Below are 12786 nucleotides of genomic sequence, written 5' to 3' on the forward strand. Positions count from 1 at the left end.
GCTTTATATTAATTTAATTTATAATTAGCGATCGCTGTAGTCAATCCTTCCAATGTGTATTCGGCTGCTTCTAGATCGACTCTGCCCAGCAATTCTTGGCAAGTTTTCGAGGTTTGAGGCCCAATTGAGGCAATACAAACCTGGTCTAGTAAATTATCTTTTATATTCGCAGATTTTAGTTGCTGCTGTAAGAGCTGATCGAAATTTTTAACGGTTTTAGAACTGGCAAAGGTAATTACATCAATTTCCAGCTGCTGCAAAGCTTGCCAGGCTAATTTATCTATCTGTTGAGGACATTGAGATTGATAGGCAGCTACTTCCACCACTTCTGCCCCCTGAGTCGTTAATTCCTGAACTAAAATATCTCTACCACCTGTTTCTACTCTGGGAAACAAGAGTTTTTGTCCTGCCAAAGCTTCAGGAAAATGTTCCACCATCGAATCGGCGACATAATTCGGCGGAATAAAATCAGGATTTAGTTTTCTAGTTTGCAGTACCCCAGCAGTTTTACGTCCCACCACGGCAATTTTAATTTTACCCAAGGCGCGAGCATCATAGCCGAGATAATTTAGACGCTCAAAGAAATAATTAACTCCATTAGCAGATGTTAAGACCAACCACTGAAAGTCTGCTAAATTGGCGATCGCTCGATCCAAAGCTGACCAGTTTGAAGGAGGTGTAATAGTTAAGGCTGGCATTTCCACCACTGTTGCCCCCTGTTGTTGCAGTAAGTAAGTAAACTTACTCGATTGTTCGGCAGCGCGAGTTACCAAGATAGTTTTATTAACTAAAGGGAGAGAAGTTTGAGTTGAATTCTGATTACTAAGCTGCACGACCTTACCTATCACAATAACGGCGGGAGAAAGGGATATTTCTGCGGTTTTGTCTACTATATCGGTTAACGTACCCCAAAAAATCTGCTGTTGTGGTCTACCACAATGACGGATAATCGAGATTAGTTCTTCAGGCGATCGCCCATTTGCCAGCAAATTCTCGATGATCTGTGGTAAAGCTCGTCCTCCCATTAAGATCACTAGAGTGTCAATTCTCGCTAAGGCTGACCAATCTAAATGTTCGGGTTGATGTCCACTCAACACCACAAAATAATGGCTTAAGTTTTTATCCGTCAAAGGAATTCCTGCTAACAAGGGTGCAGCTAAAGCAGAAGAAATTCCAGGCACTAATTCAAAATTACACTTGGCTTGCTGTAAGGCGACAATTTCCTCGTTAGCCCGTCCAAAAATAAAAGGATCGCCACTTTTGAGCCTAACAATCTGCTTATTCTGGAGACAATAATTAACTAACAACTGATTAATCTCCTCTTGAGGCGTGCTAGCCTGTCCGCCACGCTTGCCTACGCAGATTTGTATACAGCTTAGGGGAACTAATTTTAACAAAGACTCATCCACTAAAGCATCGTAAATTAGCACCTGGGCAATACTCAATAACTGTTTCCCTCTAACAGTTAAATAATCCTCATTACCAATCCCTGCGCCAACTAAATAAACTTTTCCCACCTGGGTCATAAATATCTTAACTATTCTTAACTATTGCTCATAGTGATTAATCTGTCATCATATCCCCGAAGGTACAGGGTTCAGAAAACAGTAGCTTTTACTTCATAATTCTAGAAAACTAATTTTTGCTTCCAAATATCAAGAATTTAAATTATTGGTACGGCAAATAGTATGAGTGTCAAATTCTATATACCTATCTAAGCTTATGTGCATTTAACTCACATCTTGCACCAGTACAAAAAAACTAAATATTTTGAGGTTGGTAATCAATTTAATGCCCTTCTCGCTCCGTCTTATATTGTTAAAAACAGCTATTTTTTGATTTTTACTGCGAAGATAAAGACATTTTTTCAGCTTTTAGCGAACAAAAAGTTTGATAAGCTAACCAAACTCATTTTTAACTAAGTTAATCAACTAAGAACTAGGTAGAATGATCTAAACTGTTCTACTTGACAAGTAGACTTGCGTTAAGCTCAACAATGAACTTTTATCTAGGCTGTGCCGTTTGGTCATACAAAGACTGGGTAGGAAATCTATATCCACCTAAAAGCCAACCACGGGAATTCTTAAACTTATATAGTCACCGTTTTACCACTGTTGAAGGTAACACTACTTTCTACGCTATTCCCTCGGCAGAAACAATTAAAAAATGGGTTGAGCAAACTCCTCCAGGCTTTAAATTTTGCCCTAAGCTACATCGACAGATTACTCATCAAGGCTTCCTAACTCCTCATATTTCTAAAGCGATCGCTTTTTTTACCAGAATATCAGGTTTAGGCGATCGCCTGGGAACAACTTTTATTCAGCTACCTCCTAGCTATAGTTCTGAGTATCTATCTGACTTGACCACATTTCTGACCGCTTGTAGCCAGTCCGATCTATCTTTAGCTTTAGAAGTACGTCATTTGGACTGGTTCAAAAACGATTTGGGCGATTGCTTAAATGACCTCCTCAACCAACTAAACATAGCCAGAGTTTTGCTAGACACTCGACCAATCTATAACTGCCCTAACGATCCCCAAATTGGTTCACCTCGTAAAAAACCACAAGTCCCGCTACAAGAGATAATCACAGGAGATACCGCATTTATTCGCTTTATTAGCCACCCTGATCGCCAATATAATCAAACCTATCTTGAACAATGGGCCGCTAAACTAAATTACTGGTTTAGTCAAGGTAAAATCGTTTACTTTTTCGTTCACTGCCCCCAAGAAGCGAGATCGCCTGATACTGCCAAATTTTTCTACTCTTTATTCAACAACATAGACTCAGCTATTTTACCGTGGAATAAGATTGAGCCTAACCCCACTCAGCTAAATCTGTTTTAGAGCAATAATTGTTAATAATCGTAAAGTTCATTGCCGAGAACTAAATATTAAGTTTTCATTAAGTTTATAATTAATTTATTGTATATGCGGGTAAAACGACTTGCTTCAATTAACGAAGCAGCTGTGCTTATCTAGGCGACTCAATTAAGATATTGCTTAATAATTCTCTTAAAGTTTTTGGGAACATGGTTTGGCTGACTATGTTCTCAGATTTTTTTTACTCTACAGGAATCAAAAAAATTAGTGAAAATTAGTGAAAATTTAAATGTAACTCTACTATGTTTAAAAAGTGCAGTAGAGAATTTGCTACAATACAGGCGTTTAGTTAGCTCTACTGTAATAAAAATTAACAACGGCTAAAGTCAGCAAACGTAATAGTTTTCATTAAGTAGACTTAATACAGAGGAGAAGAGGTTTTAGATTTGCATGGGGAACAAACTAAAATATATAGTTAAGCATAAGGACAGATTGAGATGTTAGGAATCAGCTAACAATCTCAATAATTTACGACTCGATTTTAAGTATTGCTTAACGGTTCTATATGGTTGGCGTTAGGGGTGTTGTTTGGCTGACAACGCTCCTAATTTATTTGATTTTTTTATCTACTTAACAAATATAGGTTAGTGGGAAACACGGTATCGTGTCCTCCGTAAATATACCAATCTTTGCTATTATTTTAAACATTCATATTTAAAGCTTTGATGATCTTTTCCGTAGTTAAGCCTAGAAACTTTATCTAAGCCTCATCTAATTGCACAGCAAATTCAGAGATATCAACCTGTTCATACAGTTCAAATGGTTGATGTATCCAAGGATTATTCGGCAAATACTCTACATAGTAGTCTGGTATTTTTACTGAGGCACTTTTGTACCAAATGACAGCGGTACGAATTTCTGTAATATTTTGAGGATATTTAGTTTTAAGCCAGTTAACCGATTCGGCCAAGCTAACGCCAGAATCTACTAAATCGTCAACGAGTAAAATGCGATCGCCAATAGGTTCAATTGTTGATAAATGTTCTGAGAACTTAATTACCCCACGTTCTTGATTGTTTTTCCCCCCATAGGAAGCAGTAGACAAAATAGCTAGGGGTTTATCATATAGCCGACAAAGAATATCGCCGACACGCAAACCACCTTTAGCAAGACAGACAATCTGATCGAAGTGCCAATTAGATTTATAGATCTTGACAGCGAGGCTTTCGATTTTATGATGATATTCTGACCAGGTTACAAATAAATCCGTCATAGCAGTAGGAACATAAACAAATTGAATACTAGCGAAAAGCAGATAGAGCGGGAAAAACTTAACTTTACTACCAAACTTGCCTATGGTGCAGGAGATCTAGGACCAGCAATTGCCGCCAATCTGCTGACATTTTTCTTATTGTATTTTTTTACTGGAGTTGCGGGGTTACCTGCGGGGTTGTCAGGCAGTATTTTAGCGATCGGCAAAATCAGCGATGCGATTAACGATCCCATTACGGGAATTTTAAGCGATCGCACCCGTAGTCGTTGGGGTAGGCGTATGCCTTGGATACTGTATGGTGCTATTCCCTTTGGTATTTTGCTATTTCTTCAGTGGATCGTACCGCAATTTAGTAATGATTCGACAATTCAAACTTGGAGTTTATTTGTTTATTATGTTGCTATTGGGATTTTATCTAATTTGGCTTACACAGCGGTTAATTTACCTTACACGGCTCTAACTCCAGAATTGACCCAAGATTATGATGAACGAACTAGTTTAACTAGTTTTCGCTTTGCTTTTTCAATTGGGGGCAGTATTTTATCATTAGTCTTAGCCAGATTTATTTTTCAAACTTATGCTGACGATCCACAGCAGCAATATCTAATTTTGGGCGTAATTTGCAGTATTATTGCCACTATTGCCTTGTTATGGTGTGCTATTCGGATTCAAGAACGAGGTGCCTTACCAATTGTTAACCAACTGGGCAAAAAGATTTTGGGTTTTAGCTTGGGAGTCATCGGAACGGTGATTTTGGTTTATGGCATAACTCAGTTTACCAATACCTCAGGTAATAGCTCTTATGGGGTTGCAGGCATTCTTCTCGGGATAGAAATACTTGCTTTTGGGCTGACTTTGATTTTTGCCAAAATAGAACCTCATTTAAACAATTCCGCAGCAGTGGCAGCGAGAGATTTAGCTAATAGTGTCCCCACCGCGCCTATCAAAGAACAAATAAAGATGGCTTTTAGTAACAAACCATTTCTCTATGTAATTGGCATTTATCTCTGTTCTTGGTTGGCTTTCCAGCTTACAGCCTCAATCTTAGTTTATTATTCCGTTAGCTGGATGGGCATGAGTGAAGCAGACTCGCCAACAGTACCTCTTGCTGTTCAAGCAACAGCTTTTATTATGTTGTTTGGTTGGACTTTTATCAGTCGAAAGCTGGATAAAAAAACTGTATTTATTTTGGGTAGTATTATTTGGATTGTGGCTCAAGGAGGATTATTTCTAATTCAGCCAGGTCAAATCAAAGAACTTTATTTCCTCGCAATTTTGGCTGGGTTTGGTGTGTCGGTTGCTTTTTTAATTCCTTGGTCAATGATTCCCGATGTCGTTGATTTAGATGAATTGAACACAGGTGAGAGAAGAGAAGGCATTTTTTACAGCTTTATGGTGCTATTACAAAAATTTGGGCTGGCTTTAGCTTTATTTTTAGTCGGACAGGCACTAGAATGGTCTGGATTTATCTCCCAAGCACCAGGAGAAGTACTCCCTGTGCAACCAGACAGCGCTTTATTGGCAATTCGAATTGCGATCGCGCCTCTGCCAACTATCTTTCTCATTATTGGCGTAGTCTTAACCTATTTTTACCCCATTACTAAAGAAGTTCACGCTGATATTCGCCGACAACTGCAAGCGCGAAAAGAGCAAGAAGTTTAGGGATTTAGGGCGAGTAAAGTTGATCTTTTATTCCCATATTCCCATCTGGTTTATAAAACACGCAAAATACTGGGAATACTATCAATCGATGCCAGACTTTTAATTTCTTCAAGTGCCTGGCGGAAGTTGCCCTCTTGGACATCATGGGTTACAACCACAATTTCGGCTAAATCGTCGCAAAAACCAATCTGCACCACTGACTCTAAGCTAACGTCATGGTTGCCAAAGCTAGTGCCTAAATGACCGATCACACCAGGAACATCTCGGCAGAGAAAACGAGCATAGAAACGAGTATTAATTTCGGCAATGGGAGTAAGCTGCTTAAAATGATCGTGGGAGCATTTCAACATCGGATCGAGCTTTCCTTTGGTGTTGCTAGTCTGTAAAAATCCAATAATATTAACGATATCCGAGACGACTGCACTAGCTGTTGCTCCTTTCCCCGCACCAGGGCCAAATAGCATGACCTGACCTAAAGGATCTCCCTCGACAAGAATAGCGTTATAAACCCCGTTAACGTTGGCTAGGGGATGATCTTTTGGTACTAAAGTGGGATGAACTCGTACCTGAAGAGAATCATTGTCGACATTAGCTTTAGCAATTGCCAGTAATTTAATTACAAATCCTAAATCATCGGCATAGCTAATATCAGTGGCGTTGATTTGACGAATGCCTTCACAGGAAATCTGATCTCGCTTAATTCTGCCATTAAAAGCGATCGCCGCTAAAATCGCAATCTTATCTGCTGCATCGTAACCATCAACATCCGCAGTGGGATCGGCTTCGGCGTAACCAAGTTGCTGCGCTTCGGCTAGCACCTCCTCAAAGTCTGCACCTTCTTCCGTCATCTGGGTCAGAATATAGTTAGTTGTGCCGTTAATAATGCCAATCACAGTTTCAATGCGGTTTACCCCCAAAGACTGTTTCAGAGGTTTAATTACAGGAATCCCTCCGCCGACGGCTGCTTCAAAGAAGACATATACCCCTGCTTGGTTAGCTGCGGTGAAGATCTCTTCTCCATGACGTGCAATCACAGCTTTATTGGCGGTAACAATATGCTTACCATTGGCTATTGCCTGGAGAATTAGCGATCGCGCTGGTTCTAATCCCCCCAGCAATTCCACGACAATTTCAATTTCAGGATCGTTAACAATTGTCACTAAATCCGTAGTTAATATCCCAGTAGGTAATTGAGGCGATCTGGGCTGAGCGAGCGATCGCACTCCTACCTTAGCTATCTCGATTTCCTGCAACAGACTATTGCGTCCTTCTGGAGCTAAAATAATCTCTGCTGTACCTGTACCAACCGTGCCGTAACCTAGTAAACCAATCTTAAAAGCCACAACTTACACCTTGACTGTACCCGCATGAAGTGAATGCCAATCCATCATATCAGCAACGGGCTGGATTCCATCGATCATTTAGATGTTTAATTTTTTCTCCCATCAACACTTCCCCAATCTCTATTCATGCCATTAGTAGCAAACATTTAAGTATTTCAAATAAACATCGGCAGGAATAATTAATTATCAAAAAAAACCAGAGATTTTCAGACAATCTCTGGCAAGCGCAAATACTTCTTTGTATCTATATATTGAAATAACTCTAGCTAAATCAACTATGATTCCGTAACGGTTTCTGCTGATTGCTCGACTCCTTCTGTTACTTCTGTATCTTCCGTGCCGACTGCTTTTGCTGGTAAAACTATGGAAATTGCTGTACGTTCAGGGTCGTCTAAGACTTCAGCTCCATCAGGTAAGACAATATCACCTACCTGGAGCATACTACCAATTTCAAAGTTGGTCACATCAATCTCAATGGACTCAGGAATACTGTCGGCAGCACAGATAATTTTCAGCTCAGTCATAATTTGATCGACAATGCCACCTTCTTTCGTTCCCGCTGCTTTACCAGTCAATATGATAGGCACGACAATTTCTACCTGTTGTTTGGCAGAAACAGTGAAAAAACTTAAATGATGCAAAGTTCTTTTCCAAGGATGAGCCTGCACTTCTCTAATCAAAGCCTTCCCTTTCCAGGAAAGATCGGGAACGTTAAGATCGATCAAAGTATTATTAATAGCTGCATCTCTCAATAATAATTGAGCTTCTTTGGCAGGAATTGTTAAGGAAATTGAGTTTGCTCCATCATGACCGTATAAAGCGGCAGGAATTAATCCTTCACGACGTAAAGCTCTTGGTTTGCTTCCCTCTGGACGGGATTTACATTCTACTGAAATGTTCATATTGTTTGGTTGAATTGATAGTAACTAAACATGTTTAATCTGGTTCAAAGCTGCTCCAAGCTAGTAAAAGCAATGCGCTTGTTGTTTGAGTATTAGATATTCGCCTACTCAACAGGAACACCATCGGCATCAAGTAAGGCTCTTTTTGGGCCATGAATCGGATCTTCGACGATAATTGTCTGATCTCGACCTGGGCCTACCGAAACGATGGCGATCGGCACTTTCATCAACTCTGCCAGATACTTGAGATAACTCAGCGCTTTTTTAGGTAAATCCGCTAGAGAACGACAGCCCGTTGTATCTTGTTGCCAACCTGGCAAACTCTTGTAAACTGGTTTACAATTGGCGAAATAACTGGCATTAGTGGGAAAATGATTGCAAATTTCGCCATCAATTTCGTAAGCTACACAGACCTTAATTTCTTCAAGTTCGTCTAGCACATCTAGCTTGGTAATCGCTAAGCAATCTAAACCATTGATTCTGACGGCATAACGACCTATCACCGCATCAAACCAGCCACAGCGACGACGACGACCTGTAGTAGTGCCAAACTCAGCACCTAAATCTCCCAATAGCTGACCAACCTGATCATTTAATTCTGTAGGGAAAGGACCTTCGCCAACACGAGTAGTATAGGCTTTGGCTACACCAATTACTCGATCAATAGTCGTTGGTCCTACTCCCGCACCGACACAAGCTCCTCCTGCGATCGGATTAGAAGAAGTAACATAAGGATAAGTACCGTGATCTAAATCTAATAAAGTTCCCTGCGCTCCTTCAAACAGAATATTTTTTTTCTTATTTACTGCTTCATAAATTTTGAGAGAACTATCCACGACAAATGGCTTTAGGTATTCAGCATATTTTAGATACTCTTCAATTACTTTCTCTGGGTCTAAAGGAGGTAAATTATACAGTTTTTCTAAAATTACGTTTTTATAGTTAATCGTCCAGCCTAGCTGTTTATGTAGGTGTTCTGAGTTCATTAAATCTAAAACTCGAATACCAGTTCGCTCCGATTTATCAGCATAGGTCGGCCCTATTCCTCTACCTGTAGTGCCAATTTTATATTCGCCCCTGCTTTCTTCCGATGCCTGATCGATCTTGCGATGATATGGCATGGTTATATGGGCTGTTTGAGATATATGTAAGTTATCTACCGTCACTCCCAAAGCTTTAAGCTGCTCTATTTCTTCAATCAAGACTTGGGGATCAATTACTGTCCCCGATCCAATAATACATTCTGTATTAGGATATAAAATTCCTGAAGGAATTAAGTGCAGTTTGAAAGTTTGTCCAGCTACAACAACTGTGTGTCCGGCGTTCACTCCACCTTGGGAGCGTACCACGACATCTGCCGAGCGACTAAGTAGATCGGTTATTTTTCCTTTTCCTTCGTCACCCCATTGGGCGCCGATCACGATAACATTAGCCAAGAGTTTATTTGGAAGCTAAAGTTTACACAAACTATTATTATGGTGATTTGCCGTACACAATGTCAACAGATATTAGTTAAGAAGTTAGAAAAAGAATGCAACTGCTGCAACAAGTAAGGATTATTGACCCCGTACAACAGGTAGATCGATTAGCAGATGTGTTGATTATCGACGGTAAAATCAAGCTAATCCATGATCAGATTACTGATTATCCTGCTCAAGCCTCAATTATCAAACCGCAAGGCTTAGTTTTGGGAACTGGACTCGTAGATCTTTACAGTCATAGCTCAGATCCAGGAAATGAAACCAGAGAGACTTTATTGGAGTTATCACAAGCAGCGGCGATGGGAGGATTTACTCAGATCGGCATTCTTCCTGATACCATTCCTGCAATTGATAGTGCAGAAGTGATTGCAGCAGTTAAGCACAAAGGCGATCGCTTGAAGCGCGATTACAATCGGTCAACTAGTCTATCTCATCTCCCTCGGCTCAATTTTTGGGGTTCTGCCTACAGCCAAAGCGAGCAAAAGATGAATGCACTGGCAGAATTAGAGCCAGAAATTGTTGGCTTTACTACCCAGCACAATTTAAGTAATCTTCATCTTTTCAAACAGATTTTAGAATATGTTCAACCTGGACAAAAACCAGTGGCGATCGCTCTTCATCAAAACGAGCTAGCAGCAGGAGTAGTTAGGGAAGGCAACGCCTCAATTCGCTACGGTATGTCAGGAAATCCTGGGTTTTCAGAGGCAGCAATCATCGCCGCCGTCTTAGAGATAGTGGCAGAAATTCCCACCTTGGTTCATATTATGCGAGTCTCAACTAAGCGAGGAGTAGAATTAATAGCTGATGCGAAAGCCAGAGGAGTAAAAGTTAGCGCTAGTACCACCTGGATGCATCTGTTATGGGATAGCGACGCTATTGGCAGCTACAACCCCAATTTACGCTTAGAACCACCTTTGGGTAATGAATCAGATCGAATTGCTTTAGTTGATGGAGTTCGTCAGGGTATTATTGATGCGATCGCTATCGATCATCAAGCCTATACTTATGAAGAAAAAACTGTCGCTTTTGCCCTTGCGCCCCCAGGGGTTGTCGGTTTAGAGTTAGCTTTAGCCTTGTTGTGGCAAAAATTTGTCAAGAGTGGAGCATGGTCGGCAATAGAACTATGGCAAGCTTTAAGTAGTCGCCCCCGTCAATGTATCCAGCAGCATCCCATAGCGATCGCCTCAGAACAAGCGATCGATCTAGTTTTATTCGATCCAGAGAAAAAATGGCTTGCTAATCAAGATAATCTCAAATCTCCTGCTGCTAATACACCTTGGTATAATCAAGAAATTACGGGCAAAGTCATTAGAACAATGAACAATGAACAGTGAGCAATGAACAATGAACAGTGAGCAATGAGCAATGAGCAATGAACAATGAGCAATGAGCAATGAACAATGAGCAATGAGCAATGAACAATGAACAGTGAGCAATGAGCAATGAACAATGAACAGTGAGCAATGAACAATGAACAATGAACAATGAACAATGAACAATGAGCAATGAGCAATGAACAATGAACAGTGAGCAATGAACAGTGAGCAATGAACAATGAGCAATGAGCAATGAACAATGAACAATGAACAGTGAGCAATGAGCAATGAACAATGAGCAATGAGCAATGAACAATGAACAATGAACAATGAACAATGAACAATGAACACAAAATGTTACTTCCCATTAGATTTTGGGCATCATAGGAAGGTAATTTTCGCTACTGTAGCCCAATTCGGATGTCTGAAGAAATAGTAGGAATTCTGCAACAGCAAAATTCTCTTTTAAATCGAATAGAAGAAGTTCTAGCCGAGAATCAAAGACTCAGAACAGAATTTCAGCAGTTAATCGAGCGAGAAGAAAGATTTCGGCAAATTGCGGAAAATGTGCGCGAAGTTTTTTTTGTAATTTCGGCTAAAACCGACGAAATTCTCTACATTAGTCCAACTTACGAAAAGGTTTGGGGGCGTAGCTGTCAGAGTTTGTACGAAGATCCTCAATCCTGGCTATTTGCCATTCATCCAGAAGATTCCTTTAAAGCGATCGCCACGATTGAAACTCAGTTTAGAACAGGTGACGATTTTGAAGAAGAATATCGCATTATTCGTCCCGATGAGTCTATTTGCTGGGTAAGAGTGAGAGCCTTTCCTGTTCGAGACGTAATGGGCAAAGTCAATCGTTTTGTGGGTATTGCTGAAGATATTACTAATCGCCGAGACGCCGAAGAGGCTTTAAGAAAAAGTGAAGAACAGTTTCGACTTACTTTTGAAATGGCTCCCATTGGCATGGCAATCAGTACTCTTAAGGGGAAGTTCACCCGTGTTAATCAAGCTTTATGTGATGCTCTTGCTTATTCTCAAGCAGAATTATTAGAATTATCTTTCGCGGAAATTAGTCATCCTGATGATTGGGAAATACACCATAATTTAGAGAAAAAATTAATCAACAGCCAAGAAACAAGTTTTCAAATTGAGAAACGTTTTATCGCTAAAACTGGTTTTGTAGTTGATACTCTACTTAAGGTAGTAGTAGTATGCGATGCACAGGGAAAACCACTACACTTTAACAATCAAATTGTTGATATTACCGAACGAAAATCAATGGAACAGCAGCTACTCCACGATGCTCTCCATGATACTTTGACAGGGCTGCCAAATCGGGCTTTGTTTATGGATCGTTTGGCGCAACAGCTAAAGAGAAGCCAGAACCAAAGTGGTTATTTATTTGCTGTCCTGTTTCTCGATTTAGACCGATTCAAAGTAGTTAACGATAGCGCTGGTCATTTAGTCGGCGATAAGTTATTGATTGAAATTGCCCGTCGCTTACAAAAATCGATTGCTCCCACTGATACGGTAGCTCGTTTGGGAGGAGATGAATTTACGATCCTGTTAGAGAATATTTCTAGTAAATCAGAAGCTATTTTAGTTGCCGAGAGTATTTATCAGACTTTAAGCTTTTCTTTTCAGATTGAAGGATACGAATTATTCTCCACCGCAAGTATTGGTATTGCTCTTTCTTCTCAAGGATATGAAAAACCTGAAGAAATTCTGCGGGATGCCGATTTGACGATGTACAGCGCCAAAGAACAAGGTAAAGCTAGGTATGAAGTATTTGATCGCTCCCTGCGCGATCGCGCTCTGCAAAGATTAGAATTGGAAACAGATTTACGTAGGGCGCTTGAGCGAGGAGAATTTGAGGTCTATTATCAGCCCATTACCTCTCTCAGCCTTGGTGTTTTATCTGGTTTTGAAGCTTTAGCTCGCTGGAATCACCCCACCAAAGGAGCAATTGGTCCAGGTGATTTTAT

General features: G+C 40.3%; 9 protein-coding genes. 4 read left to right on the forward strand and 5 right to left on the reverse strand.

The window, feature by feature from the left end:
• Window positions 1–8 precede the first annotated feature (8 nt).
• On the reverse strand, window positions 9–1526 hold the full coding sequence (gene cobA, locus C7B62_RS13960; RefSeq protein ID WP_106237300.1) for a uroporphyrinogen-III C-methyltransferase: 1518 nt from the start codon (window positions 1524–1526) through the stop codon (window positions 9–11).
• Between the two features lie 470 nt (window positions 1527–1996).
• Between cobA and C7B62_RS13970 the strand changes: the two genes are divergently transcribed.
• Window positions 1997–2845 carry a DUF72 domain-containing protein gene (locus C7B62_RS13970; protein WP_106237306.1) on the forward strand — a complete coding sequence of 283 codons (849 nt, stop codon included), beginning with the start codon at window positions 1997–1999 and terminating at the stop codon, window positions 2843–2845.
• Window positions 2846–3581: 736 nt separating this feature from the next.
• Here C7B62_RS13970 and C7B62_RS13975 read toward each other — a convergent pair.
• Window positions 3582–4094 (reverse strand): phosphoribosyltransferase, encoded by a 513-nt coding sequence (locus tag C7B62_RS13975; protein WP_106237309.1) that lies wholly within the window; start codon window positions 4092–4094, stop codon window positions 3582–3584.
• A 21-nt stretch (window positions 4095–4115) separates the two neighbouring features.
• Here C7B62_RS13975 and C7B62_RS13980 point away from each other — a divergent pair, with 21 nt between their 5' ends.
• Window positions 4116–5756 carry an MFS transporter gene (locus C7B62_RS13980; protein ID WP_233219967.1) on the forward strand — a complete coding sequence of 547 codons (1641 nt, stop codon included), beginning with the start codon at window positions 4116–4118 and terminating at the stop codon, window positions 5754–5756.
• Window positions 5757–5806: 50 nt separating this feature from the next.
• Here C7B62_RS13980 and C7B62_RS13985 read toward each other — a convergent pair whose 3' ends face one another.
• The 3 genes from C7B62_RS13985 to C7B62_RS13995 form a co-directional block, all read right to left on the reverse strand.
• Window positions 5807–7099, reverse strand: coding sequence for a homoserine dehydrogenase (locus tag C7B62_RS13985; protein WP_106237313.1), 1293 nt, complete (start codon window positions 7097–7099; stop codon window positions 5807–5809).
• A gap of 275 nt (window positions 7100–7374) precedes the next feature.
• Window positions 7375–8001, reverse strand: coding sequence for a 50S ribosomal protein L25/general stress protein Ctc (locus tag C7B62_RS13990; RefSeq protein WP_106237316.1), 627 nt, complete (start codon window positions 7999–8001; stop codon window positions 7375–7377).
• 104 nt (window positions 8002–8105) lie between these two features.
• Window positions 8106–9437, reverse strand: a complete 1332-nt coding sequence (locus C7B62_RS13995) for an adenylosuccinate synthase (protein ID WP_106237319.1) — start codon at window positions 9435–9437, stop codon at window positions 8106–8108.
• A 95-nt stretch (window positions 9438–9532) separates the two neighbouring features.
• Between C7B62_RS13995 and C7B62_RS14000 the strand changes: the two genes are divergently transcribed.
• Complete coding sequence (locus C7B62_RS14000; RefSeq protein WP_106237322.1) at window positions 9533–10816, forward strand: dihydroorotase; 1284 nt, start codon at window positions 9533–9535, stop codon at window positions 10814–10816.
• Between the two features lie 402 nt (window positions 10817–11218).
• Window positions 11219–12786 (forward strand): diguanylate cyclase domain-containing protein (locus tag C7B62_RS14010; RefSeq protein WP_106237326.1); only part of this gene is annotated, 1568 nt, incomplete at its 3' end.

Origin of the sequence: Pleurocapsa sp. CCALA 161 (assembly GCF_003003995.1) — a bacterium.
Classification (GTDB): Bacteria; Cyanobacteriota; Cyanobacteriia; order Cyanobacteriales; family Xenococcaceae; genus Waterburya.